The 25,118-nt window shown below is 74.9% G+C and carries 21 protein-coding genes; 6 read left to right on the top strand and 15 right to left on the bottom strand.

Features of this window, described 5'->3' with window-relative positions:
- Positions 1-6: 6 nt before the first annotated feature.
- From HS048_RS16225 to HS048_RS16215, 3 genes are read right to left on the bottom strand one after another with little or no spacing between them, the layout of a single operon-like run.
- Positions 7-1,221, bottom strand: coding sequence for an STM4014 family protein (locus HS048_RS16225; RefSeq protein ID WP_307832503.1), 1,215 nt, complete (start codon positions 1,219-1,221; stop codon positions 7-9).
- Positions 1,218-2,120, bottom strand: a complete 903-nt coding sequence (locus HS048_RS16220; protein WP_196467357.1) for an STM4015 family protein — start codon at positions 2,118-2,120, stop codon at positions 1,218-1,220. The genes HS048_RS16225 and HS048_RS16220 overlap by 4 nt, the downstream gene beginning before the upstream one ends.
- A 58-nt stretch (positions 2,121-2,178) precedes the next feature.
- The gene (locus tag HS048_RS16215) at positions 2,179-3,132 is read right to left on the bottom strand and encodes an STM4015 family protein (RefSeq protein WP_196467356.1); all 954 of its coding nucleotides are present in this window, start codon (positions 3,130-3,132) and stop codon (positions 2,179-2,181) included.
- 203 nt (positions 3,133-3,335) lie between these two features.
- On the opposite strand from HS048_RS16215, the gene HS048_RS16210 reads away from it, so the two are divergent.
- Complete coding sequence (locus HS048_RS16210) at positions 3,336-4,889, top strand: MFS transporter (RefSeq protein WP_230880850.1); 1,554 nt, start codon at positions 3,336-3,338, stop codon at positions 4,887-4,889.
- Positions 4,890-4,913: 24 nt separating this feature from the next.
- Here the strand turns inward: HS048_RS16210 and HS048_RS16205 are convergent, their stop codons facing one another.
- Both HS048_RS16205 and HS048_RS16200 read right to left on the bottom strand, forming a co-directional pair.
- Positions 4,914-6,056 carry a Fic family protein gene (locus tag HS048_RS16205; protein ID WP_230880849.1) on the bottom strand — a complete coding sequence of 381 codons (1,143 nt, stop codon included), beginning with the start codon at positions 6,054-6,056 and terminating at the stop codon, positions 4,914-4,916.
- A gap of 106 nt (positions 6,057-6,162) precedes the next feature.
- Positions 6,163-7,395 carry a cytochrome P450 gene (locus HS048_RS16200; RefSeq protein WP_196467355.1) on the bottom strand — a complete coding sequence of 411 codons (1,233 nt, stop codon included), beginning with the start codon at positions 7,393-7,395 and terminating at the stop codon, positions 6,163-6,165.
- Positions 7,396-7,489: 94 nt separating this feature from the next.
- On the opposite strand from HS048_RS16200, the gene HS048_RS16195 reads away from it, so the two are divergent.
- The gene (locus HS048_RS16195; RefSeq protein WP_230880848.1) at positions 7,490-9,031 is read left to right on the top strand and encodes an FG-GAP repeat protein; all 1,542 of its coding nucleotides are present in this window, start codon (positions 7,490-7,492) and stop codon (positions 9,029-9,031) included.
- On the opposite strand, the gene HS048_RS16190 is transcribed toward HS048_RS16195, so the two are convergent.
- From HS048_RS16190 to HS048_RS16180, 3 genes are all read right to left on the bottom strand, one after another.
- Positions 9,009-9,581 (bottom strand): hypothetical protein, encoded by a 573-nt coding sequence (locus HS048_RS16190; protein ID WP_068893978.1) that lies wholly within the window; start codon positions 9,579-9,581, stop codon positions 9,009-9,011. The genes HS048_RS16195 and HS048_RS16190 overlap by 23 nt on opposite strands.
- Before the next feature lie 144 nt (positions 9,582-9,725).
- Complete coding sequence (locus HS048_RS16185; RefSeq protein WP_196467354.1) at positions 9,726-11,303, bottom strand: alkaline phosphatase; 1,578 nt, start codon at positions 11,301-11,303, stop codon at positions 9,726-9,728.
- Between the two features lie 196 nt (positions 11,304-11,499).
- Positions 11,500-12,336: a hypothetical protein gene (locus HS048_RS16180; protein ID WP_196467353.1), complete on the bottom strand. Its 837-nt coding sequence runs from the start codon at positions 12,334-12,336 to the stop codon at positions 11,500-11,502.
- A 200-nt stretch (positions 12,337-12,536) separates the two neighbouring features.
- Here HS048_RS16180 and arfB point away from each other — a divergent pair, with 200 nt between their 5' ends.
- Together arfB and HS048_RS16170 are read left to right on the top strand one after the other, a co-directional pair.
- Positions 12,537-12,956, top strand: a complete 420-nt coding sequence (gene arfB / locus HS048_RS16175) for an alternative ribosome rescue aminoacyl-tRNA hydrolase ArfB (protein WP_068893981.1) — start codon at positions 12,537-12,539, stop codon at positions 12,954-12,956.
- Between the two features lie 109 nt (positions 12,957-13,065).
- On the top strand, positions 13,066-13,512 hold the full coding sequence (locus tag HS048_RS16170; protein ID WP_068893982.1) for an NUDIX domain-containing protein: 447 nt from the start codon (positions 13,066-13,068) through the stop codon (positions 13,510-13,512).
- Positions 13,513-13,620: 108 nt separating this feature from the next.
- Here HS048_RS16170 and HS048_RS16165 read toward each other — a convergent pair whose 3' ends face one another.
- The 4 genes from HS048_RS16165 to HS048_RS16150 form a co-directional block, all read right to left on the bottom strand.
- On the bottom strand, positions 13,621-14,916 hold the full coding sequence (locus HS048_RS16165) for a GAF domain-containing sensor histidine kinase (RefSeq protein WP_196467352.1): 1,296 nt from the start codon (positions 14,914-14,916) through the stop codon (positions 13,621-13,623).
- Positions 14,917-15,007: 91 nt separating this feature from the next.
- On the bottom strand, positions 15,008-16,759 hold the full coding sequence (locus HS048_RS16160) for a SpoIIE family protein phosphatase (RefSeq protein ID WP_307832502.1): 1,752 nt from the start codon (positions 16,757-16,759) through the stop codon (positions 15,008-15,010).
- Between the two features lie 154 nt (positions 16,760-16,913).
- The gene (locus HS048_RS16155) at positions 16,914-17,657 is read right to left on the bottom strand and encodes an HAD-IIA family hydrolase (protein ID WP_230881652.1); all 744 of its coding nucleotides are present in this window, start codon (positions 17,655-17,657) and stop codon (positions 16,914-16,916) included.
- 133 nt (positions 17,658-17,790) lie between these two features.
- Positions 17,791-18,690: a TIGR03619 family F420-dependent LLM class oxidoreductase gene (locus HS048_RS16150; protein ID WP_068893985.1), complete on the bottom strand. Its 900-nt coding sequence runs from the start codon at positions 18,688-18,690 to the stop codon at positions 17,791-17,793.
- Between the two features lie 119 nt (positions 18,691-18,809).
- On the opposite strand from HS048_RS16150, the gene HS048_RS16145 reads away from it, so the two are divergent.
- Both HS048_RS16145 and HS048_RS16140 read left to right on the top strand, forming a co-directional pair.
- On the top strand, positions 18,810-19,802 hold the full coding sequence (locus tag HS048_RS16145; RefSeq protein WP_307832501.1) for a phosphotransferase: 993 nt from the start codon (positions 18,810-18,812) through the stop codon (positions 19,800-19,802).
- A gap of 45 nt (positions 19,803-19,847) precedes the next feature.
- Complete coding sequence (locus HS048_RS16140; protein ID WP_068893987.1) at positions 19,848-20,129, top strand: zf-TFIIB domain-containing protein; 282 nt, start codon at positions 19,848-19,850, stop codon at positions 20,127-20,129.
- 160 nt (positions 20,130-20,289) lie between these two features.
- Here the strand turns inward: HS048_RS16140 and HS048_RS16135 are convergent, their stop codons facing one another.
- From HS048_RS16135 to HS048_RS16125, 3 genes are all read right to left on the bottom strand, one after another.
- Positions 20,290-21,306 carry a hypothetical protein gene (locus tag HS048_RS16135; protein WP_196467350.1) on the bottom strand — a complete coding sequence of 339 codons (1,017 nt, stop codon included), beginning with the start codon at positions 21,304-21,306 and terminating at the stop codon, positions 20,290-20,292.
- A 33-nt stretch (positions 21,307-21,339) separates the two neighbouring features.
- Positions 21,340-22,992 (bottom strand): ABC-F family ATP-binding cassette domain-containing protein, encoded by a 1,653-nt coding sequence (locus tag HS048_RS16130; RefSeq protein ID WP_196467349.1) that lies wholly within the window; start codon positions 22,990-22,992, stop codon positions 21,340-21,342.
- 369 nt (positions 22,993-23,361) lie between these two features.
- Positions 23,362-24,861: a bifunctional phosphatase PAP2/diacylglycerol kinase family protein gene (locus tag HS048_RS16125; RefSeq protein ID WP_230880846.1), complete on the bottom strand. Its 1,500-nt coding sequence runs from the start codon at positions 24,859-24,861 to the stop codon at positions 23,362-23,364.
- Between the last annotated feature and the right edge of the window lie 257 nt (positions 24,862-25,118).

Genomic DNA, 25,118 nt, shown 5'->3' with positions numbered 1-25,118 from the left:
CCCGCGTCACACGCCCGCCTCCGCACCCCGGGCGGCCCGTACGGCTCGCCGCGGGCCCGCCTCCGCTTCCCGACCCGCTTCCGTGCCCCGGCCCGCCCGGAGGGCCCGCACCCGCGAACCCGCCACGGGAGCGGGCCCGCGCCATCCGGCGAGGACCGCCCGCACCTGGGCGCCGTAGGCGTCCAGCCCCTCGGCCCCGCTCCCCGACAGGCCGGTCAACCCGGGCAGCAGGTCGCCGAAGGCGTTGACCTCCGCCACCGCCACGCTCCGCCAGTCGGTGCCGACCATCACGTCGACCCCGACGGCAGGGCTGCCGGGGAAGCACGCCGCCGCCCGCGCGCACGCGTCGAGCACCCGCGCCCACCCCGGCGCGCCGAGCCGGTCGCGGACCGCGTCCAGATCGCCGCGCACCCCGCCCAGGTGCAGGTTCGTCATGGGGGCGCGGCCGGCGCGCACGACCGCGTGCGTGGGCACGCCGTCCACGACGACCACCCGCAGGTCGAAGGTGAGCCCGCCCACGCCCGCCTTGGGGAACCAGCGCTCGACGTGGAGCCCGTCCCGCGCCAGCCGGTCGACGATCACCGCCAGCTCGGCCTCCCGGTCGTAGGAGCGCACCCGGAGCGAGTTGTACAGCCCGCCGTCCGACAGCTCCACCGACGTCACCGCCCTGACCCGGCTCCCGGCGGCGTGCAGGGCGATGACCCCGGAGGCCGACGAGCCGTGCGCGGGCTTGACGAACACCCGGCCCCAGCCGGCCTCGTCCAGCCGCCGCCGCAGACAGGCGTAGCCCTCGACCGGCCCGGGCAGCGCGGGCGGCACCGGCACCCCGGCCGCCGCCAGCCGGGCGTGGCAGAGCCGCTTGTCGAACATCACCGCGATCTCATCGGGGTCGGCCAGCAGCACCGCGCCGGGCGTGCGCCGTACGGCCTCGCGGACCCGCGCGGTCCCGGCGGTGAGGGAGGCGTGCCAGCGCGCGCCGCCGCCCACCCGGGACGGCTCGCCGGGCCCGCGCAGCAGCGCGTCGGCCTCGGGATCCTCGCCGGGCGAGTCGATCCGGACGAGCGTCCCGGGCTCCAGCCGGATCTCCTCGCCGCGCAGCACGGAGGTCCACGGGACCACCCCGGGCGGGCGCAGGCCGTACCGGGCGCAGGCGTCGGCGAACATCGTCACCCGCCGGTCGCCGGGCGTGCCGACGACCGCCAGGGCCGGACCGCCGCTCACTCCGACACCGCCACGTAGCGGCCGTCCGGATCGAAGTCGTACGGCTTGCGCGCTTCGCCCAGGAGCACGGCGGTCCTCGGCAGCGCCCCGGCGAGCCGTTCCGCCATGGACGGGCTGACGTAGTGGTGGCGCAGATCGAGCGTGCGCAGGTGCCCCAGCGGCTGGCCGGTCAGCAGCGCCTCGGCCCCGGCGTCCGACAGGGTCCCCATCGACAGCGCCAGCGACTCCAGCCGCGCCACCACCGGCGCCGACGCCACCGCCGCCGCGACCTCGTCCTGGATCCCACTGTCCTGCAGCCCCAGGTGCCGCAGCGCCGGCAGCCGCTCCCCCGACAGGATCTCCGCCAGGTCGGCGACCGTGGCGTCGCCGCCGTAGTCGGAGACGCCGAGCCACAGCTCCAGGTGCTCCAGCGCGGGAAGGTCCGATCCGCCGACGGCGCGGACCACGGCGCCGTCGAGGCCGCCGGACTCCACGCGCAGCGCTCTCAGCGAGTCATGCGCGAGCGGGCGGAGTCCGAGACCCTCGCCTCCCCTGACCTCCAGCACCTCCAACCGTGGGAAGGCCCCCAGCAGCGGCGTCAGGTCCCCCTGGCGGATCCAGGAGATCTCGGCCTCGTCGGAGGGGATGTCGCCCAGCGCGATGAGCCGCAGGTTCGGGAACCGGTCGGCGGCCTGGGTGAGCAGGTCGATCGGTTCCTCCGCCGAGTCCTCCCAGGAGGAGCCCCAGCAGCCGAGGACCAGCTCGCGGACGGCCTCGGTGTCCACGCTCTCGACGAACCCGGCGAAGTAGTCCTCGTAGCTCACGTCCCGGCCGCTGTGCACGTAGTTGTGCCAAAGGCGCCACGCCTCCGCCCGCAGCGGCCCGTCACCGGGACCGTCGGAGTGCGTGAAGGTCGACATGGGGAGGCTCGCGAATCGGCTGAGGCCCTCGTCCGGATTTCTCAGAAGACTCACCGGGTCACTCGCCCACGGCGACGTAGCGCCACTCGTCGTCGGGGTCCTCCCGCTCGGTCAGGTCGATCTCGACCTCCGGCAGCGCCCTGCGGATCCGCTCGGCCATCGCGTCGCTCAGGTAGTGGTGGTGCAGGTCCAGCCGCTTCAGGTGGGTCAGCGGCTGGCCGGTCAGCAGCGCCTCGGCTCCGGCGTCGGTCAGCACGCCCATCGACTGGGCGAGCGACTCCAGCCGCGCCACCACCGGCGCCGACGCCACCGCCGCCGCGACCTCGTCCTGGATCTCACTGTCCTGCAACCCCAGGTGCCGCAGCGCCGGCAGCCGCTCCCCCGACAGGATGCCCTCCAGGTCGGCGACCGTGGCGTCGCCGCCGTAGTCGGAGACGCCGAGCCACAGCTCCAGGTGCTCCAGTGCGGGGAACTCGCAGGCGCCCACCGCGCGCACCACCCCGGCGGGCAGCCCGCCGGTCTCGAACCGGAGGGTCCGCAGGGCCTCATGCCGGACCGGCCGCAGCTCCAGCCCGCTCCCGCCGCGCACCTCCAGGCGCTCCAGCAGCGGGAACGCCTCCAGCAGCGGAGTGACGTCGCTCTGCTGGATCCAGGAGATCTCGCACTCCTCCGACTCCATCGCGCCGAGGAAGAGCGAGCGCAGTGCCGGGAACCGCGCCGCGTCGCCGGTGAGCAGCCGGACGACCGCGGAGCTGTCCTCCTCGTAGGCCTCCGCCCACCCGCCGATGATCAGCGCTTTGACCTGCGTGGTGTCCACCCTCGCCAGGAAGCGGGCGAACCGCTCCTCGAAGGTCTCCTCCGGGTCGTAGGTCTCCACCGCGATCCGCCACGCCGCCCGGTCGGCGGCGGGAAGCTCCTCGCCGTCCTCCTCGGGCGCGTGCGCGATCGGCAGTCCGGCGTAGGCCCCCTCGGAGAGGTTGCCGACGCTGTCGTTGAACTCGCTGTGGTCCATCCGGGGCTCCTGTCAGGCGGAACGCGACGGACCCGTCCTACCAGAGATCGCCGACACTTCCCGCATTCCGGGGTCCCGGCCGCGCGGCGGGGAATCAGGCGGTGCGGCCCGTTGTTCGCACGGTCCTGGAACGCGGCCCGCCGCCCGGCCGGGACCCCGATGGACCGGACGGGCCGCGACGGACACCGAGGACGATGATCGAAATGAACGACGGCCGCATCCGGTTCGCCTCGCCCGCCGGGCGGTGGGTGCTGCTGGCCACCGTGCTCGGCTCGGGCATCGCCCTGCTGGACGGCACGGTCGTCAACGTGGCGCTGCCCGCGCTCGGCGCCGATCTGGACGCTGGCATGGCCGGACTGCAGTGGACGGTCAACGCCTACACGCTCACGCTCGCCGGCCTGATCCTGCTCGGCGGCGCGCTCGGCGACCGGTACGGCAGGCGCCGGGTCTTCCTCATCGGCGTGGTCTGGTTCGCCCTGGCCTCGGCCCTGTGCGGGCTGGCTCCCGACCTGGAGACGCTCGTCGCGGCGCGGGCGCTGCAGGGCGTCGGCGGGGCGCTGCTCACCCCGGGCTCCCTGGCGATCATCCAGGCGTCCTTCGAGCCCGGGGACCGGCCCCGGGCGATCGGCGCCTGGTCCGGGCTGGGCGGGGTGGCCGCGGCGGTCGGGCCGCTGCTCGGCGGGTGGCTGGTGGACGCGGCGGGCTGGCGGTGGGTGTTCCTGATCAACCTTCCGGTGGCCGCGCTCGTGGTGGCGGTCACCGTACGGCACGTGCCGGAGAGCCGGGACGCCTCGGCCGGCGGACGGTTCGACGTGCTCGGGGCGGTGCTGGCCGCCGCGGCGCTGGCCGGGATCACCTACGGCCTCATCGACCTGCTCTCGCTCCCGCTGATCCTCGGCGCCGCGCTGGGCGCGGCGTTCGCCTGGCTGCAGGTCCGGCGCTCACCACAGGCGCTGGTGCCGGTCGGCGTGTTCGCCTCCCGGGTGTTCACCGCCGTCAACGCCGTCACGTTCGTCATGTACGCCGCGATGGGCGTGGTGTTCTTCCTGCTGGTGGTGCAGCTCCAGGTCTCCTCGGGCTTCTCCCCGCTGCTCGCCGGGTCGGCGATGATCCCGGTGACGGTGCTGATGCTGCTGCTGTCGTCTCACGCGGGCGAGCTGGCCAGGAGGATCGGGCCTCGGCTCCCGATGACCGCGGGCATCCTGGTCTGCGCCGCCGCGCTGCTCTGGATGGCCCGGATCGGCGAGGGCTCCGGTTACGCGGTGGACGTGCTGCTCCCGGTGTCCCTGTTCGGCCTGGGCCTGTCGGCGGCGGTCGCGCCGCTCACCGCGACGGTGCTGGCCGCCGCCGAGGAGCGCTACGCCGGGGTGGCCAGCGGCGTCAACAACGCCGTGGCCCGCACCGGGAGCCTGCTCGCGGTGGCCGCGATCCCGCCGCTGGCCGGGCTGACCGGGGACGCCTTCACCTCTCCGGCCGTCTTCACGGCGGGCTTCCGCACGGCGATGCTGATCGGCGCGGCGATGATGGCGGTCTCGGCGCTGGCCGCCTTCGTCACCATCCGGGAGAACGTGCTGACCGCCTCTCCGCCACCCCCGGCTCTCCCCGCCCAGGCCCCACCGCCGACCGCACCTGCCGACGGGGCTCCCGAAACGGAACCGTCCGGCTTCGCACGTTTCCTTCTCTCCGAACCCGCCTGGGACGCCGAGACCGAGTTCCCTCGGAGCCGGGACCTTCCCCGGGACGTGGATTTCGACTGACGGGGCGCCGTGACACGCGGCGGGCTACTCCCGCCGGTAGGGGTCGCGGAGGGGGACCAGCCGGGCGGCGAAGTCGGCCTTGATCACCTCCATCCTCGGGCCGGGGGCGTAGAACCGGCCCTTGGTCTCACCGTACGGCCGCAGCCAGCCCTTGGCCGTCAGCTCGCGCAGGTCCCGGGCGGCCTGGCCCTGGCTGAGCGACTCGTCCGCCTGGTACATGGTGCGGCGCAGCCGCCGGTTGACGAAGACCTCGTACAGCGCCGAGACGCAGCGGGTGTGCAGGCCGTCGGCGTCGACCCCCTCCTCCAGCACGGTCCACACCTCGCCGGCCTCGCGCAGCCGCTGCCGGACCTTCTGCGCCTGCATGTGGTGGCAGCGGAGGTTGAACCTGACCCAGGGGAGCGTGTCGCCGTGCGGGCTCCACCGCTTCCGGCCGACCTCGCCGAGCACCCGGTAGTACTCGTAGGTCGTCTCCCCCTGCCCGAGCCACTCCTCGATCGAGGCGAACTCCGGGGTGAGGATGCGGTCGCGGCCGAGCACCAGGCTCTGCAGCGCCCGGGAGCCCCGGCCGTTGCCGTCCCGCCACGGGTGGATGTTCACCAGGTTGAAATGGGCCATGGCCGCGCGGACGTAGCCGGGGGCGTCCAGGTCGCCCGTGTTGAGCCAGTCGACCAGCTCGTCGAGGAGGCCGGGCACCGTCTCCACGTCCGCGCCCTCGTAGACGACCTCGCCCGTGCGGGAGTTCCGGATGAAGATCGCGCCCGGCCGGACCGTGCCCGGCGTCTTGTCCCGGTGGTGGCCGATCATCATGAAGTTCAGCGCGTGCAGCAGGCCGGCGTCGTAGCGGAAGACCGCGGCCCGGGACAGCAACTGGATGTAGGTCATCGCCTGCTGGTATCCGGCGATCTCCCTGGCCACCGCCGGAGAGGCGTCCAGCGGCTCCTCCCCCGCCATGATCGACCCGATGTCCTCGGCGCTCGCCTGGTAGCCCTCGATCGCGTTCGACCCCTGGATGGCCAGCGCCTGCAGGTGCCTGCGGAGCTGGCCGTCCCAGCGGTGCGTCTCGGCGAGCCGGTGCCGCAGGTCGGTGCGCATGTCCTCGATCTCGGCGAGGACCTTCTCGTCCACCGCGTCCAGCGCGGGCGTGCCGTACAGCATGCCCGTCATGACAACATGAATGAATCATACAGTCAAGCGATTGAATGATTCGTCCACCATTGCACGGTTCGTCGGAAACGGCGCCCTCACCCGTCCGGACAGGCATCGGCGCCGTTCAGAAGGTGAACCGCTGGCTCCGCACGCTGTTGTCGAAGTTGGACAGCAGCAGCTCCGGCTCGCCCACCGACCGCACGTCCGGCAGCCGGGTGAACAACTCGCGGAACATCGTCCGGATCTCCTGGCGGGCGAGGTTGGCCCCCAGGCAGAAGTGCGGGCCCGGGCCGCCGAAGCCCACGTGCCCCTTGGCGTCGCGGGTGATGTCGAACCGGTCCGCGTCGGGGAAGACCGTCTCGTCGCGGTTGGCCGAGCCGTAGAAGAGCACGACCTTGTCGCCCGGCTTCAGGTGCAGGCCGCGCAGGTCGTAATCCTCGGTGACGGTCCGGCGGAACTGCATGATGGGCGAGACGTAGCGGACCATCTCCTCGATCGCGCCGCCGATGCGGCCGTCGAAGTCCTCGCAGAGCAGCCGCCGCTGCTCGGGGTTGTCGGTGAGCAGCTTGATGCCGTGCGCCATGGTGTTGCGCGCCGTCTCGTTCCCGGCGACGAGCAGCAGCGCGAAGAACGAGCCGAGCTCGCGGTCGGTCAGCCGCTCCCCGTCGACGTTGGCGGTGACCAGCGCCGAGACCAGGTCGTCGCGGGGCTCCGCAGCCCGCTCCCGGCCCAGGCCGATCACCATGCGCTGCAGGGCGAGCAGGGCCAGCATGTTGCCCACGGCCATCCGCACGGTCCGGGCGAGGCTGGGCCGCACGCCGGTGTAGGCGGTGGAGACGTCCACGTGCCGGTGGACCTGCTCACGCAGGTCGTCCGGGACGCCCATCATGTCGCAGATGACGTGGATCGGCAGCCGGGCGGCCACCTGCTCGACGAAGTCGCCGCCCGGGCCCGCCGCCACGGCGTCGTCGACGATCCGGGCGCAGGCCTTCTCGATGTCGCCCTGCAGGTTGGCGAGCATCTTCGGGCTGAACGCTCGCGAGACGATCCGGCGCAGCCGGGCGTGGCGGGGGTCGTCCATGTTGACCATCGACTCGCCGAACACGTGCTTGACCCAGCCCGGCGGCTCGGGGCTGCTCGCCGCCGGCTCGCTGGAGAACACCTTGGCGTTGCGGCTGGCCTCCACCACGTCGGCGTGGCGCACCAGCGCGTAGAACCCGCTGCCGGACCGGAGCAGCGGCACCCGCTTCTCGGTGAAGAACACCGGCCGCTCCAGCTCTCTCAGCCTCGCGAACGCCTCGTGCCGCTCCTTCATCGGACGGCGCCAGAACCCCAGATCAGCCAGGTCGATGTCCATCTGCTCATCCTGGCACGCGCTCTACCGAAACCGGCCACATATCGTTCACGTGGCGGAGGGAGGGGAGCCCGAAACGCCGGAGAACATCCCGGTTATGAGAGCAATGCTCCTCGCCTCCGCCGCGCTGGCCACCGCCCTCGCCTTCCCCGCGGCCCCGGCCCTCCCCGCCTTCCCCGCGGCTCCGGCCCTCCCCGTCTCCCCCGTGGCCCCGGGCCCTCCCACCCGGACGGCCTCCGCGCCGGGCCCTCCCGCCTGGCCGTCCTCCGGTCCGGTCCCGGCTCCGGCTCCGGCGGCCTTCCGGGCGTGCTCCGGCGTGCCCTCCGACTTCGACGGAGACGGCCGCGCCGACCTCGCGGTCGCCGCGCCGTACACGGAGGTGGGCGGCCACGCCCGCGCGGGCTCCGTCACGGTCCTGTACGGCATGCGCACCGAGCGGCGGCTCACCCAGGACGACCCCGGGGTGCCGGGAGAGGCCGAGACCGGGGACGCGTTCGGCTCGGCGCTGGCGACCGGCGACTTCGACGGCGACCGCTGCGCGGACCTGGCCGTCGGGGTCTCGGAGGAGGACCGGCCGGGGCCGGGTTCCGACGGCAGGGGCGTGGTCCAGCTCTTCCGCGGCTCGCCCGGCGGACTGCGGCCCGGTGCGGTGCTCGACGCCGGGGATCTGGGACGCGGGCGCGGGCCCGACCGGTTCGGTGCGGCGCTGGCCGCCGGGGACCTGGACGGGGACGGCGACGACGAGCTGGTGATCGGGATCCCGGGGCTGGGCGGGGGCGGCGTCGGGGTGCACGGGACCCGGGGCCGCAGGCCGTACGTCGTCACGCAGCGGACCCGCTGGGTGGGGCAGCGGGAGCGGAAGACCGACCAGTTCGGGTCGGTGCTCGCGACCGGCGACTTCGACGGCGACGGCCGGGCGGAGATCGCGGTGGGCGCGCCCGCCGACAGCCTCCGCAAGAGCGGGGAGGGCTCGGTCACCGTGCTCGACGTGCGGCGGCGCGAGGCCCTGCGTCTCACCCAGGACAGTCCGGGCGTCGCCGGCGCCGCCGAGCCCTGGGACGCCTTCGGCGCCGCGCTGGCGACGGGGGACTTCGACGCCGACGGCCGCGCCGACCTGGCCGTCGGGGTGCCGGGTGAGGGCCTGACCGCGAACCAGCGGGCGATGGACTACGGCGACGGGACCGTGGTGACCGTCCGCGGTTCGGCGCGGGGCCTGCGGACCGCGACCTCCGAGGCCTTCTCCCAGCGGGGGCTCGACGGCGTGCCGCGCTACTTCGACCGGTTCGGCGCGGCGCTGGCGGCCGGGGACCTCAACGGGGACGGCGACGACGAGCTGGCGATCGGGGCACCGGGGGAGAACGCCGTCCAGGTGCTCGCCGGGACCCGGTCCGGCGGCCTGACGAAGCGGAACGACCTGCTGGTCACCGGTCGCGGAGGCGACTTCGGCGCGGCGCTGGCCATCGTGCCCGGGCGGGGCCTGGTCGTGGCCGCGCCGGCCTCGGGCAGGCTCGTCCTGCTGCGCGGAGGCACGCGGGAGAGGGCGCAGACGGGGGTGCGCCCGGCGACGGCGCGGACTCTCGCCACCGGCGCCGGGAGCGCCCTGTTCGGCTACGCGCTCAGAGGATCCGGGTCCCGGTGAGCTTCTTGAAGCGGATCGTGCGGAACAGCCGGCTCCGGTCGGCGTCGCGGTCCGCGGTGTAGGCGACCCCGAACCTCGGGACGTACTTTCCGCGCTTGGCGGGGCGCAGCCAGGCGCGGACCGTCACCGAGGTGGTGTCGCCGTTGTCGAGCGAGGTGATCCAGCAGCTCAGGGTCCGGCCCCTGGTCTTGCAGCTGATGCTGCGCGGCTTGGCGACCACCTTGATCCGCCGGGTCCCGGACGGGAAGCTCCCGCCGAGCAGGGCGTAGGCCTGGCCCCGGTAACCGCCCTTGTTGGTCACCTTGACCCGGTAGGTCACGTAACCGCCCCGGCGGACGTACTTGTCGTAGCGGACCGAGGCGGTGAACCGCGGCTTGGCGGCCGACGAGGCGCCGGAGGTCCCGGCGGCCACGGTGAGCGCCGGGACCGCGGCGGTCGCGGGGCCCGTGCGGGCGGCCGGGACCGCGGCCGCGGCGGGGGTCTGGAGGAGGGCGCCGCCCAGCGCGGCGGCCAGGGCCGCGGCGGTGAGCCTCGTAACGGGGTGACTCATATAGCCCATTTTCCGGTAAATCATGAGAATTTTCTCCCCGACCCGATCGGCCCGGTCGGTCGCACCGCCGGCTCGTCCGCCCGGACCGGATCCCCGCGCGGTCGGCGTCCCGCCCGGACCGGACCCCCGCGCGGCCCGGCCGGCTCAGCGGGGGTCGAGCCCCCGCTCCCCCGCCGGGACGGTGAAGCGGGCGCCCGTCCTGGCGGGGGCCCCGCGGCGGCTGATGTACTCCAGGACGCGGAAGTCCGCCCGGAGCTCCTCCTCGGTCAGCCTGCAGAGGATGTAGCCGCGCCGCTGGTCCAGGTAGGAGATGTGCGGGTTCTCCGCCACGATCTCGGAGACCCGGCTCTCGTCCCGGTAGCCGTCGCCGTCGCTGGAGACCGAGGAGGTGACCAGCTCCACCGCCACCTTCTCCGCGTCCGGATCGTCGAAGTCGAGTGTGAGGTCGGCGGCGTGGTGCATGTGCGCGTCACCGGTCAGCACCACCGGGTTGGCCGCGCCGGAGTCGCGCAGGCCGGTCAGCAGGCGGGTGCGCTCGGCGGCGTAGCCGTCCCAGGAGTCCAGGTTCACCTCGCTGCCGGGACCGGTCCGGTGGTCGCGCTGGGCCATCAGGATCTGCTGGCCGATCAGGTTCCAGCGGGCCCGGGAGGCGGCGAGCCCGTCGAGCAGCCAGTCGCGCTGGTCGGCGCCGAGCAGGGTGCGCTCCGGGGAGAGCCGGTCGTCGCAACCGGCCCGGACGCCGTCCTCGCACGCCTGGTCGTCGCGGAACTGCCGGGTGTCGAGCAGGTGGAAGCGGGCCAGCGGGCCCCAGTCCACCCGCCGGTGCACCCGCATCGACGCACCGCCGGGGACGCTGGAGCGGCGCAGCGGCATGTTCTCGTAGTAGGCCGTGAAGGCGGCGGCGCGGCGCCGTGCGAACGCCGGGGCGCCGGTGCTGGAGACCCCGGCGGCCCAGTTGTTCTCGATCTCGTGGTCGTCGAAGGCGACCAGCCAGGGCGCGGCCGCGTGCGCGGCCTGCAGGTCGCGGTCGCTCTTGTACTGCGCGTGCCGCATCCGGTAATCGGCCAGGGTCTCGCACTTGCCCGGCGTGTGCTCCCGGACGCCGCCGCCCGGCGCGGTGTACCCCTGCGGCCCGTACTCGTACATGTAGTCGCCCAGGTGGACCACGAGCTCGGGCTCGGACTCGGCGAGCCTGCGGTAGGCCGTGTAGTAGCCGTGCTCGTAGTGCGCGCAGGCGGCGACGGCGAAGGTGAGCCCGGTCCCCCGCGCCGCCGACGCCGACGGTGCGGTGCGGGTGCGGCCGACCGGCGACAGGTGGCCGCCGGCGCGGAAGCGGTAGAAGTACTCCCGGCCGGAATCCAGCCCGTCCAGCTCGACGTGGACGCTGTGCGCCCGCCTCCGGCTCGCGGTCTCGGTGCCCGAGCGCACGATCTCGGTGAACCGCTCGTCGGCGGCCACCTGCCACCGCACGTCCACGTCCCGGCCCGGCATCCCCCCGTGACCGTCTCCGCTCAGCGGATCGGTCGCCAGCCGGGTCCACAGCACGAACCCGTCCGGCGACGGGTCCCCGGAGGCGACCCCCAGGGTGAACGGGTCCCGGGCCAGAGCCCCGGACCGCGCCGACCGGACGGTCGCCGAGGCGGGCCCGGCCCCGGCGAGCAACAGGCCGCCGGCACCCGCGGCGGCGGACAGGAACGCTCTGCGTGACGGCTTCTGCTCCACGCCACCAGTGCAGCCGACCCGCCTGACCCCGCTGTGACCCGCACGTCAAGGCAGGGTGAACAGCCGCGGGACGGCCGGGCGCGCCTTCCCCTCCGGGGTGGACGCCGCCGGACCTGCGGGAGGCCCGCCCCCTGCCGGAAGGTGAACACTCCCGCCGGGCGCCGGTCCGCACCGGGACGCGCCCGCGTCCTCGCCGTCAGGACAGGTACGGCCTCAGATGCTCGCCCAGCGCCCCGCAGCCCAGGTACTTCTCCACGGTGTGGAAGTCGAGCCGGTCGAGATCGACCAGGACCTCCCGGTCGACCCCGGTGAAGCACGACCGCAGGGCGGGCGGGATCGCGGCGATGTCGTGCCGGTCGGCGATGTTGACCCACCGCCGCACCTGGCGGGGCCGCTCGCCCCGGCCGTTCACCGGGGCCGGCAGCAGGCGCTCGAAGACCACGTCGCGCATGCCCAGCGGGCTGCCGAGGGTGATCAGCAGCTCGACCTCCAGGTCGGGGTGGGCCCAGAGCGTCTCGTAGGCCACCACGCTGCCGAGGGAGTGTGCGATGACCACCTTCGGGCGGTTGCGCCGGATCACCTCGGCCACCGCCGCCCGCGCGCCGGACCGCGCCTCGCCGCCGGCCGCGAGGTAGGCCGCCACCTCGGGGGCGAAGAGCGCGGCGAACCGCGCCGCCTGGTCCGGCATGCGCTCCAGCACCCAGCCCGCCATCAGGTGCAGCGCGCCGGTCAGCCCCTCGCCGACCGCGTCGAGCTGGCGCGCCCAGGCGACCAGGACCTCCTGCTCCCCCGCCGCCATGCTCCGCACCGCACGGGGGTCGCCGTCCTGCTTGTGCTCACCGAGCAGGTGGGCGTAGTAGGCGATCTCGGTGACGTAGCGCTCCCCCGCGTGCGGCGCCCCGGCGGTGAGCCCCCGGTGCAGGTAGCGGTCCCACTTGGCGCGCATCGCCGCCTCCGCCCCGGCGACCGAGTTCCCCGCCTCGCGGTAGTACCGGTACTTCCCGATCCCGTGCACGCCCACGATCGCACCCACGCGCCCTCGCCCCCCACCTACCGACATGTACGGCTCGCGCCCCGGCCATCACTGTGGCGGAAGGAACCGGGCGCCACAAGACCGGCACGAGCGGTCATCGGCCGATGGAAAGGGGCGAACGGGGCATAAACCGGTTGATCGACGGGTGTGCCCCCTCGCTACGCTGGACACGCACCCCCTGCCCGAAGGAGTCGTCCGCCATGCCCGGCCCGCTTCAGATCAGCGGCTCGGTCTCCGTTCCCGAGTCCGAGCTCCACTGGCGTTTCTCGCGTTCCTCGGGTCCCGGCGGCCAGGGGGTCAACACCACCGACAGCCGGGTCGAGCTCAGCTTCGACCTGGCCGCCACCGAGTCCCTCCCCCCGCTGCTCAAGACCCGCGCGCTGGAGCGCCTCGCCTCCCGCCTGACCGGCGGCGTCGTCACCATCGCCGCCTCGGAGTTCCGCTCCCAGCTGCGCAACCGCGAGGCGGCCGAGATGCGCCTGGCGCAGCTCCTGCGCGAGGCCGTCGCCCCGCCCCCGAAGAAGCGCCGCCCCACCAAGCCGAGCAGGGGCGCCGTCGAGCGCCGCATCGCCGCCAAGAAGCACCGCTCCGACCTCAAACGGCTCCGCCGCGACATCTGAGCCCGGCCGGGGTGCGGCCCGGTCTCGGCCGGCCCCTTGCCTCGGGCTTGACCCGGCGTTCGGCTCCCCGGGGGAGACGGGCGCGGGGGCGGATGCGAGAATCCGGAAGATGCCGCCCGTTCCCAGTGTCCGCGCCGTACTCCTCGACGACGACCGGCTCGTGCTGTTCCGGCGCACCGTGCCCGGCAAGGAGCTGTACTGGTCCGCCCCCGGCGGACACGTCGAGCCCGAGGACGCCTCCCTGGAGCACACCCTCCACCGCGAGCTCCTGGAGGAGCTCGGCGCCACCGTCTCGGCCGTCACCCCGCTGACCACCCTGCGCTGCCCGCGCGAGGAGGGCGTCAAGCTCCAGCACGTGTACGGCTGCCGCCTGGTCTCCATGGACCTCGCCCTGCGCTGCGGCCCGGAGTTCGCCGATCCCGCCCGCGGCGTCTACGAGGTGGTGCGGGTCCCCCTCGACCCCGGCGAGATCGGCGCCCTCAACCTCGTCCCCCCGGAACTGGGCGACTATCTCACCGGCGCCGTCACCCGGCTGCCCGACCTGATCGCCGGCTGATCGGGGCCCGGTCCCCGGCGGCCGGTCCGGAGAGAGGGCCTCACCGCCGGCCGGCCCGGAGACGGAACCGCGCCGCCGGTCGGTCCGGAGACGGAGCCTCGCCGCCGGTCAGTCCGGAGCGGGGTCCGAGGGCGGGACGGGCAGCGTGACGCGCACGGAGGTGCCCTTCCCCGGCTCGCTGTCGATGCGGACGCTGCCCCCGTGCAACTGGATGATCTTGTCGACGAGGGGCAGGCCCATCCCCGTGCCGCCGGTCAGCTCCTCGGCCTGCTGCGTCCGGTAGAAGTCCTCGAAGACCCGCTCCACCTCGCCGGGCGGGATGCCGATCCCGGTGTCGCGGATCCGGATGCGGCGCGCGGGGTCGGCGGTCACGGTGACCTCGATCGTGCCGCCGTCCGGGGTGTACTTGATCGCGTTCTCCAGCAGGTGGTCCAGCGCGTGCTGGAGCCGCCGGGCGTCGGCCCAGGCCGTCATCGAGGGCGGGGCCTCCAGCCGCAGGGTGTGGCCCCGGCTCTCGGCCTCGGCGGCGGCGTCGCCGACCGCGCGGCGGACGACGGCGACCAGGTCGACGCGTTCGGGGGTGAAGACGGCGGTGCGGGCGTTGAGGCTGGACATCAGCAGCAGCTCGTCGATCAGTCCCAGGATGTGCTCGCTGTTGCGCTCGATCACCTGCAGGAAGCGGTGCTCGGTGGCCTCGTCCAGCCCGCCCTCCCGCACCAGCTGCAGGTAGCCGCGGATCGAGGTCAGCGGGGTGCGCAGCTCGTGGTTGACGGTGCGCAGGAACTGGTCCTTGAGGTCCTGCACCTCCTGCAGGCCGTGGATGATCTGGTCGGACTGGCGGGCGTAGCGGTACGTCTTCAGCAGCGAGGTGGCACTGGCCGCCAGGCTGCGCAGGATCCGGTGCCGCTCGTCGGAGAGGCGGCGGGGTCGGCGGTCCATCACGCAGAACACGCCCAGGACGTTCCCCGACCGGCCGATCATCGGCACACCCGCGTAGAAGCGCACCCCCGGCTCCCCGGTCACCGCGGGATCGTCCCGGAAGCGCGGGTCGTCGCGGGCGTCGGGGACCTCCAGCAGCTCGCGGCCCTGGATGGTGCAGGGGAAGAAGGACAGCGCCTGCTCGTTCAGGGCCTCCGCGCCGGCGCCGGTGCGGCCGGTGAGCCGCCGGTCGCCGGCCCCGATCACGCTGACCAGCGCGATCGGGGTCTCGCAGGCCAGGGCGGCCGAGGTGGCGAGGGCGGAGAAGTCCGGCTCCACGAGGACCGGGGGAGGCAGCGGGGGGGCGCCCTCCCGCCGCCCGCCCGGCCCCTGGTCATCCGTGATGCTGCGGGAAGCGCCCAGCCGCTCGCGGTCCGACTCCCGGAGGCGCTCCGCGCCCTCGCCGGGGTCCCGTGCCTCCGTCATCACGGCCCCGCCCCGCCCGCGTCCTCCGGACCGGCCGGGGCCGTGGCCCCGGACCGGTGCCCGGCGCGGACTGCTCCGCCGTACGGGACGGTCATGAGTCGTCACCGGGACCTGGCACCCGCAGGGCGAGCAGGGCGATGTCGTCGACGCCGCCGGGCGGCGCGCCCTCCAGCAGCTCGTCGCAGAAGCCCTCCACCGAGCGGCGGGCCAGCGCCGCGGCGCGGCGGCGCAGCCGGTCCAGGCCGGTGTCCAGGCCGGTCCCCGGCGCGTGGACGAGGCCGTTGGTGTACAGCAGCACGGTGCTGCGCGCCGGCAGCGGCTCGATCGCGTCGTGGCGGTCGCCGACGTCGTGCCACTCGACCCCGACCAGCACGTTCTGCGCCGACTCCAGATAGCGGGCGCGGCCGTCCTCGGTGACCAGCAGGGGCGGCGGGTGGCCGGCGCTGGCCCAGTGCAGCTGCCAGGGGCCTTCCTCCGGGCCTTCGATCCGGGCCAGGACCAGGGTGGCCAGCGCGGGGTCGCCGACGGCGAGCACCGCGTTCTCCAGGCGGTCCACGATGAGGCTGGGAGGCTCCACCCGGTCCCAGGCGATGGACCGCAGCATGTTGCTCAGCTGGGCCATCCGCGCGGCGGCCTGCACGTCGTGGCCGGCCACGTCGCCGACGACCAGCGCGGTCGCGCCGTCGGCCAGCGTCAGCACGTCGTACCAGTCGCCTCCGGCCGCCGAACCCTCCGGCGCCGGCCGGTAGCGGGCCGCCAGGCCCAGCCGGCCCGCTTGCGGCAGCGGGGGCAGCAGCTGGCGCTGCATGGTCTCGGCGACCTCGCGCCGCCGCTCGGACAGGCGGACGCCGTCCACCGCCAGCCCGGCACGCCGGCCGAGGTCCTCGACCAGCGCCAGCTCGGCGGCGTCGAAGGGACGGGCCGGGTCGGTGCGCGCCACGGTCAGCGCGCCCAGGATCCGCCGGGCGGTGCGCAGCGGCGCGATGATCACCGACGTGGCGCCGAAGGCGGAGACCAGCTCGCGGTGGGCGTCCGCCAGCGGCTCGTCGTCGCAGGCGGCGATGTCGTCGGGGCCGAGCAGCAGGGCCTCACCGCCGCGCAGCACGCGGGCCAGCGGCGCGCCGGAGGACTCGGTGACCGGCGGCAGCGGCCCCTCCCAGGCGGGATCTCCGGAGTAGCCCTCGGGCGGGACGACCGCGACCCGGCGGACCTCCTCGGAACCGGTGCGCAGGTCCACCGCCGCCCATTCGGCCAGCCGCGGCACGATCAGCCGGCCCAGCCGGCGCAGCGCCTCGTCCGCCTCCGGCGTCCGGGCCAGCATCGCGCCGGCCTCGGTGGCCGCCGCCAGCCGGTCGGCGAGCCGTTCCAGCGCCGCCAGCTGGTCGGCCCGGCGCCCGGCGGCCTCCAGGTGCTCGGTGGCGTCGGTGAAGAGCACCGCCGCGGCGCGGATCCGGCCGTCCCGCAGGACCGGCGAGACCGACCAGGACACCGGCAGCAGGTGCCCGGTGCCGCACAGGAAGCGGGCGCACCCGCCCCGGACGGCCAGGCCTCGCTCCAGCACCGGCCAGAGGCTGCACGCCGAGCGGGGGATCACCGAGCCGTCGGCGGCCCGGTGCAGCAGATCGTGTGCGTCCGCCCCCAGCATCGTCTCCGCCGGGCGGCCCAGCAGCTCGGCGGCCCGCGGGTTGACCGCGCTGATGCGCCCGTCGCGGTCGGTGAGGTAGAGGCCCTCGCCCAGTCCTGCGAAGACCGCCTGCAGCAGCGCCCCGCCGGGCAGCGCTCCACCGGGCGGTCCGGCGCCGTCCCCGGTCCCGCTCCCCGTCCCGGCCTGCTCGATCGTCACCTCACTGGTCTTCCCCGCCCAGTCGTCCGGAATCCCTGGTCATGCCCGCCCGGAATCCCCGGTCACGCCCGCCCGGCCCGCTCCGCCGGCCCGTGCGGCCCCGGCGCGGCAACCGCCTCCCGCCCGCCCGGCGACCGTCGCGGACGGCGGGAGCTCACTCAATCGCGTCGATGAGGTCGGCGACCGACTCCACCAACTGGGACGGGCGGAACGGGTAGCGGTCGATCTGCTCCCGGGCCATCACCCCGGTGAGCACCAGGATGGTGTGGAGCCCGGCCTCCATGCCGGAGACGATGTCGGTGTCCATCCGGTCGCCGATCATCGCGGTGGTCTCGCTGTGCCCGTCGATGGCCCGCAGCGCGCTCCGCATCATCATCGGGTTCGGCTTGCCCACGAAGTACGGCTCGACGCCGGTCGCCTTGGTGATCATCGCCGCGACCGCGCCGCAGGCGGGCAGGGAGCCCTCGGTGGAGGGGCCGACCGGGTCGGGGTTGGTGGCGATGAAGCGGGCCCCGCCCTCGATCAGCCGGATCGCCCGCGTTATCTGGGTGAAGCTGTAGGTGCGGGTCTCGCCCAGGACCACGTAGTCCGGGTCGAGGTCGGTCAGGACGTAGCCGATCTCGTGCAGGGCGGTGGTGAGCCCCGCCTCGCCGACCACGTAGGCGGAGCCGCCGGGCCGCTGGTCGGCGAGGAACTGGGCGGTGGCCAGCGCCGAGGTCCAGATGGACTCGGCCGGGATCTCCAGGCCCGCCGCGCGCAGCCGTACGGCCAGGTCGCGCGGGGTGTAGATGGAGTTGTTGGTGAGCACCATGAACCGGCGGCCCGTCTCACGCAGGCGGCGGATGAACTCGTCGGCCCCCGGCACCGGGTGACCCTCGTGGACGAGCACCCCGTCCATGTCCGACAGCCAGCACTCGATCGGCTTGCGCACGTCCGCCATGATCGGATATCCCCCGCTTTTCGGTCCTGTATTCGGTCCTGTCTGGAGACAACCAGGATGACAGGTCCACGGTGACCGGCGCACCGCGCCGTCAGGGGGCGAGGGCCTCCAGCGCGGCCTCGGCCCGGCGCATCGACTCCTCCGGGTCGGCGTCCGGCGAGCCGATCTCCGGATCGAAGTTCAGGTCGTGGAAGACGTCGGTGACGCCCCGGGCCGCCAGGTCCGCCACGTCCTTGCGGATCTCCTCGAACGACCCGCTCAGCGGCGCGCGGTCCGCGGCCCCGGCGGGCCGGATCCGGGTGACGCCCCGGGTGACGAAGCGCAGCGCCCCCGGATCGCGTCCGGCGGCGCGGGCCGCCTCCCCGACGACGGCGATCTTCTCGTCGATGCGGGTCAGGTCCTCCCGGCTGGAGCTGATCCAGCCGTCCGCGAGCCGTCCCGCGCGCCGCAGCGCCACCTCCGCGCTCCCGCCGAGCAGGATCGGCGGCGGCGTGCCGGGCCGGGGGTCCTGGTGCACCGGCGGCAGCCGGTAGAACCCGCCGTCGTGCGCCACGGTCTCCTCCGACCAGAGCCTGCGCAGCAGGCCGACGAACTCCTCCCCGCGTGCGCCCCTGCGCTCGAACGGCGTCCCGGACGCGGCGAACTCCTCCGGCAGCCAGCCCAGCCCCAGCCCGGCGTCCAGCCGGCCGCCGGAGACCGCCTGCAGGCTCGCGAGCTGCTTGGCCAGCAGCGCGGGCGAGAAGAACGGCATGTTCAGCACCGCCACGCCCAGCCGGACGCGGCTCGTCGCACCCGCCAGGTAGGCCAGCGTGACCACCGGGTCGTGCACGCTGCGGTAGACCGGGCCCATCGGGTGGCCCTGCGGGTAGAGCAGCCGCTGGAAGGTCCACAGCTCGTGGTAGCCGAGCTCCTCGGCCCGCCGGGCGACGCGGACCATGTTGGCGGGCGTCGCCCACGACCCGGACACCGGCACCGCGAATCCGATCCTCATGCCGAGCACCTTACGCGCCCGCCTGCGGCCCACGCGCCCGGCGCGGCGCTGCGCCGCGCCGCGGGAAGGGGCGGACCTCCCGGGCGAGCGGGACCTCCCGGATGGGCGAGACTTGCGGGGTGGACGAGACTCTGCGGGCGAGCGGCGAACTGATCGACGAGCTGGGCCGGATCGGCCTCCGGTACGGCGACGCGCCCCCCGTGGTGCTGCCCACCCGCCCGGACGTGGTGATCGTGCGGGCCGGGTCCGTGGTGGTCAAGGCGCACGCCCCCGGCGCCGGACGGGAGCCGCTGGCGGCGCGGATGCGGGCCGTCGCCGGTCCCGAGCTGCGCGGGATCCTCCTGGAGCCGGTGACGGGTGAGGTCATGTCCGCCGGGGACCGGCTGGTCACCGTCTGGCCGGCCGGTACGCCGGTGGATCCCGAGGACCCGGACGCGGCTCCCTGGGAGGCGGGGGCGCGGCTGCTGGCCGGGTTGCACGCCGTACCGGCCGGGGCGCTGCCGCCGCTGCCGCCCGCGGGCGGGCCCGCGCGGGTCGGGAGGACCGTCGCCCGTCTGGCCTCCGGTCCCGCCGCCTCCGCGGCCGAGCGCGTCGTGCGCCGCGCCTTCGACTCGCTGCCCGGACTGCCCGCACCGGCCGGGCCGACGGGGCCGACGGGGCCGCAGCCCGGTCCCGTCCTCCCGTACGCCGCCGGGGAGCGCCCGGCCGGGCCGTGCTCGCTGGCGCACGGCGACTGGCACCTGGGGCAGATGGTCCGCGTCCGGGGCGAGTGGATCCTGATCGACGCCGACGACCTGGGGGTCGGCGATCCGGCCTGGGACCTGGCCCGGCCCGCGGCCTGGTTCGCGGCCGGGCTGCTGGAGCCGGAGGTGTGGCACCGCTTCCTGGCGGCCTACCGCGCCGCGGGCGGGTGCGCCGTGGGGGCCGGCGGCGACCCGTGGGAGCGGCTGGACCTCCCGGCCCAGGCGCTGACCGTGCAGCTCGCGGCGGCGGCGGTGGCGGCGGCCGGGCGGGAGGGGCGGGAGTTGGACGAGGTGGAGCAGGTGCTGATCGACTCCTGCCAGAGGATTGTCCGGTTCCGGAGCGCCTGCCATAGTGCTGACACGCAGTAGGTTGTTGTTACGACGACCCGATGCCAAGGCAAGGAGATCGACCACATGCAGTGTCCGAAGTGTCGCGGCAACATGCGCACGTACGAGCGCAATGGTGTCCACATCGACCAGTGCGACGGTTGTCGCGGGATCTTCCTGGACTACGGCGAGCTCGAGACGCTGACCCGCATGGAGAGTCAGTGGTCCCAGCAGCACGCCGCCCCCGCCCCGCCGCCCCCGCCGCCGGCCCACGGCGCCCCGGGCTGGGGAGCCCCGGCCCCGCACTACGGCGGCCACTACGGCCACCACCGCCAGCGCAGCTGGGTGGGCATGCTCTTCTCCACCTGATCGGGTCCCGATCGGCTCAGGGGGGATGACACGAGACCGCGGCCTCGGAGAGGTCGCGGTCTTCGCGTACGGGCGTCCCCGCGTACGGGCGGGTCGCACCGGCGGGGTCGCGCGCCGCTCCGGCCGGGCCCGGCCGGAGCGGTCACCGGAGGCACGGCGGTCAGTTCGGGAACTTGTCCGGGTCCACCGGCTTGGAGCGGACGGTGCCGCCCTTGACGGCGTGCAGGGTGAGCGTCCAGTTGTTCCAGCGGATGTACCCGCCGGAGCGGGTGGTCCGGAACTTCACGCTCTTGCCGAACTCGGTGAACCCGCACGAGCGGGTGAACGCCTTGGCTCCGGAGTCCCAGTCGGTGCCGGTGGTGTAGAAGACGCGGTAGCTGCCGTCGCGCACGCCCGGCACCGTGGCCTTGGCCTTCTTGCGCACGTAGAGGCTGAAGGCCTTCTTCTTGCCGCGCATCACCACGACGACGGCGTCGCGCGACCCGCCGTTGTGCACCTTCATCGAGCCCCGCCCGGTACGGCTCTCGGACTGGATGATCTTTCCGTTGGACAGGCGGCGGGTCTTCTGCCCGGCGGCCTTCACCGAGACGACGTCGGCCGGGTAGCCGGTCAGCGCCGCGGCGGCCTCCTTCATGTCGGCCAGGTCCCCGGCGCGGTCCAGCTTCGTCAGCACCGCGGGGCCGGTGCACGTCTCCTGCGCCAGCACGTCCGGGCGCGCCCCGTCGAGGGCCGCGCCGAACGCGCGCAGCGCGTCGAGGTAGGTGGCGTGCTGGACGGCCAGCTCGGGCGGGGCCGCCAGCGTCTCCAGCCGGGAGGCCGCCTCGCTCACCGCCGTGGCGGCCTGGCCGATCCGCTTGTCGAGGTTCTTCAGCCCGCCGGTGTCGGCCACCTTCCTGAGCGCGTCCCGGACCGGGCCGCGCGCCTGCTGCAGCTCGGCCCGGTAGGCCTCCGCGGTCAGGGCGGACGGGGAGGGCGCGGTGCTCGCGACGGGGCCGCCGGGCGAGGTGCCGCCCGGGGCACCGGGCGACCCGACCACTCCGCTCGCGGTGGCCTGCCCTGCGACGGGCCGGACGCCGGTGGTGGAGGTGCAGGCGGCCAGGGCCAGGGCGGTGACCGCGGTGGCGGCCGCGGTGAGCGCGGCGCGGGAGCGCGTGCGGGGGGCAGCCAGGGGACTCATCTGCCCCACTATCGCCCGGTTGATCAGCCCACGTCAAACCTCCTCACGGGCAGGGGATGCCGGCTGCTCCGACAGCACGCCCGCCCGGTCCAGGACCAGCCGGCGGGTGATCCCGACGGCCTCCAGGAACGCCTGGTCGTGGCTGGCCACGACCAGCGCCCCCCGGTAGGCCCCGAGCGCCTGCGTGAGCTGCCGGACGCTCGCCAGGTCGAGGTTGTTGGTCGGCTCGTCCAGCAGCAGGAGCCGCGGCGGCGGTTCGGCGGAGAGCAGCGCCGCGAGCACGGCGCGGAACCGCTCGCCCCCGGAGAGCGTCGCGGCGGGCCGGTCGGCCCGCTCGCCCCGGAGCAGGAAGCGTGCCAGCCCGGCCCGGACCTCGTTGACCGTGGCCGACGGCGCGAACCGGCGGACGTTGTCCAGCACGCTGAGCCCGTCGTCCAGCAGGTCGAGCCGCTGCGGCAGGTACCGCACGCCGGGCACGCCCACTGCGACGGCTCCCTCCACCGGTTCCAGCTCCCCGGCGATCGTGCGCAGGAGCGTGGTCTTGCCCGACCCGTTGGGGCCGGTCAGCGCGACGCGTTCCGGCCCGCGCACGACGAGCTCGTCCACCGCGGTCCCGCTCGCGGTCCGCAGGCCGGTCACGGTCAGCACGGTCTTGCCCGCGGGCACGGCCGTCTCCGGCAGCCCGATCCGGATCTCGGGGTCGTCGCGGACCGCAGACTCGGCCTCGCCGAGCCGGTCACGGGCCTCGGCGAGCTTGCCGGCGTGCAGGTTGCGGTGCTTGCCCGCCGAGACCTGCGCCTCGCGCTTCCTCGCCTGCATGATGATCTTCGGTTCGCGCTTGCGTTCGTACATCGTGTTGCCGTAGCGCACCCGGCGGGCCAGCTTCACCTGCGCCTCCTCCCACTCGCGCTGCTGCCGCCGCACGTCGGCCCCGGCCGCGCGGACCATCCGCTCGGCGGTCTCCCGCTCGGCGGCGAGCATCTCCTCGTAGGCCGCCAGGTTCCCGCCGTACATCCGGACCGCGCCGCCGGACAGGTCGGCCACGGTGTCCACCAGCTCCAGCAGGGCCCGGTCGTGGCTGACCACCACCAGCACGCCGGTCCACGCCTCCACCGCGGCGTACAGGCGGTGCCGGGCGTCCAGGTCGAGGTTGTTGGTCGGCTCGTCCAGCAGCAGCACCTCGGGACGGCGCAGCAGCAGCGCGGCCAGGCCCGCCATGACGGTCTCGCCGCCGGACAGGGTCGCGACCGTCCGGTCGAGGCCGACGTGGCCGAGGCCGAGCCGGCCGAGTTCGGCGCGGGCGCGCTCCTCGACGTCCCAGTCGTCGCCGATCACCGCGAAGTACTCCGCCAGTTCGTGCTCGGCGACCTCGCCGCGCTCGACGGCCAGCAGCGCGTTCCGCCGGTCCGTGATGCCGAGCAGGTCGGAGACGGTACGGCCGGCCGCCAGGGTGAGGTTCTGCGGCAGGTGGCCGGTCTCCCCGCTGACGGTGACCGATCCGGAGAGCGGGGCGAGCTCACCCGCGACGAGTTTGAGCAGGGTGGACTTGCCCGACCCGTTGACGCCGATCAGGCCGGTACGGCCCGCCGGGAAGGCGGCGTCGAGGCCGTCCAGCACGACGGTGCCGTCCGGCCAGGCGAACGAGAGGCGGTCGCAGACGATGGAGGACGAGATGGAGGATGACATGGGCGGCTCCCGGGGATGTGTCGTGGCTTCGGGGACACGGGAGACACCGCGGGCGCGCACGCCTAGACGGGGAAGAGCCCACAGGAAAACGCCGCCGGAGGCGGGGAGGCTCCACTGAGGTCGGCTGCGCGCCGGGCCGCAGAGCGGCTCTCACAGCGCGGTGTCCGAACCTCAGAACTCCACCGGACTCCCCAGATGACGGCGACAGGACGTCATCGACGCTACGTCGCGGAAATCGGAGGCGTCAACTCTTTTTCCGCCCGGACGGCCGCCCGAGGCCGTACCGGCACCGGGGCCCGAGGCCGCGCGGACGGCGGCCCGAGGCGGTACGGACACCGGTGCGGGGCCGCCCGGGCGGCCCCGCACCGCTCAGCCGAGGGGCCGGAACACCAGGAGCGAGCGGGGTCGCTTGGCGAACTCCACCTCGCCGGAGACGGTGAACACCTCGCCGTCGCACGCGAGCCGTACCTCACCCGAGGGGGAGGACACCCGGAGCGTGTCGGCCTGCCACTGCTGGTAGTGGCGCGACAGCCGGAACCTGCCGGTCAGGACGCTGAGGAAGGCCCGCGCCCGCGGCAGCCGACGGGCCGCGGTCAGGATCCGCACGTCCAGCAGGCCGTCCTCCAGCCGCTCGCGCCGCGTGGGCGCCGCCCCGCGCACCTGGTGGCGGCAGTTGCCCACGAAGACCAGCCAGACCCGGCGCGGCACGCCGTCCACGACGAGGTCGGCGGGGCGCGCGCCACCCGGTCCGAGCACCTCGGCCATCGCCCACAGCAGCGCGGGCCACTTGCCGATCCGGCCCTGCCGCCGCTGCCTGCGGGCCAGCACCTCCGGGTAGATGCCCATGCTCGCCGAGCCGACGAAGGGCCGTCCGGCGGCCTCCCCGACGTCGACGGTCACCAGGTCGCCGGAGCGGTAGGCGTCTACGGCGTCGTCCACGGTCAGCAGCCCGAGCGCGCGGGCGAAGTCACCGGGCGGCCCCGAGGGCACGACCAGCAGCGGGACGGCGGTCCGCAGCGCCTGCCCGGCGACCCGGCTCACCACGCCGTCGCCCCCGGCCACCGCGAGCACCTTGGCGCGGGAGGCGGCCTCGTCCACCACCTGCCCGAGGTCGTCCCCGGGGCCGGGCTCGTAGACCTCGGCGCGCGGGAGCGCGGCGCGCAGCGCGTCCGCCGTCCTCGTCCCGGCCTCCGCCCCGGCGAACGCGGCCTCCCCGCCCTCCTCCCCCGCGCCCCGGCCGGCCCCCTCGTCCACCACGGCGACCAGCCCCTCCCCCTCCGGGTCGAGCCGGACGGGCGGCGCGGTGACGGCGGCGCGGGCCCGTCCCGCCTCGGCCGCCTCCGGCCACAGCCGCAGGGTGAGCACCCCCGCCGCCACCCCGACGGCCGCCCCGGCCAGCACGTCTCCCGGATAGTGCACGCCGGTGTAGACCCGGGAGAAGCAGACCCCGGCGGCCAGCAGCCCCACCGGGACGGCGACGGCCCGGGGCGCCTCCATGGCCACGGCGGCGGCGAACGCGGCGGCCGAGGCCGAGTGGCCGGAGGGGAACGACGCGGACAGCGGCATCCGGACCAGCCGCGAGAGCGGGAGCCCGTCCGGGGACGGCCGGTTCCGGCGGAAGGCCTGCTTGCCCACCAGGTTGACCAGCGGGCTGGCGAGGCTGACCGCGAGCAGGCCCCGGGTCGCCGCCCGGCGCAGCGGCCGCCTGCCGCTGACCGCCAGCGTCCCGGCGATGCCGGCCCAGAGCAGGGAGTTGTCCGCCGCGCGGGACAGGGCCGGAACCACGCGTTCGAGGCCGGGGAGCCGCGCGCCCGCCACGGCGGCGAACAGCCGCCGGTCCATCCTGCCGAGCCGCTCCCGCAACCGCATCGTCCCCACCCTCCCGAATGACGGGCACATGAACAGGCAGCCGATTCCGCCGACCATCCCCATATCCCACGCGCACCTCTTTCATTCGCTCCGGACAATTCCCGCCGAAAACGTCTTTCACGAAATGAGGTGCGGTGAAGCGGTCACCCGGCATCGCCCCGCACCGCCGCTCGCCGCCGCTCGCCGCCGCTCGCCGCCGCGGCCGCGTTTGCTCCGCCGCTGCGGGGATAGGGGCTCTCCTCGTCGGAGAACGCACC

It is taken from the genome of Planomonospora sp. ID91781, from assembly GCF_015711595.1.
Classification (GTDB): domain Bacteria; phylum Actinomycetota; class Actinomycetes; order Streptosporangiales; family Streptosporangiaceae; genus Planomonospora; species Planomonospora parontospora.
This window is presented reverse-complemented; position numbering and strand designations above follow the sequence as displayed.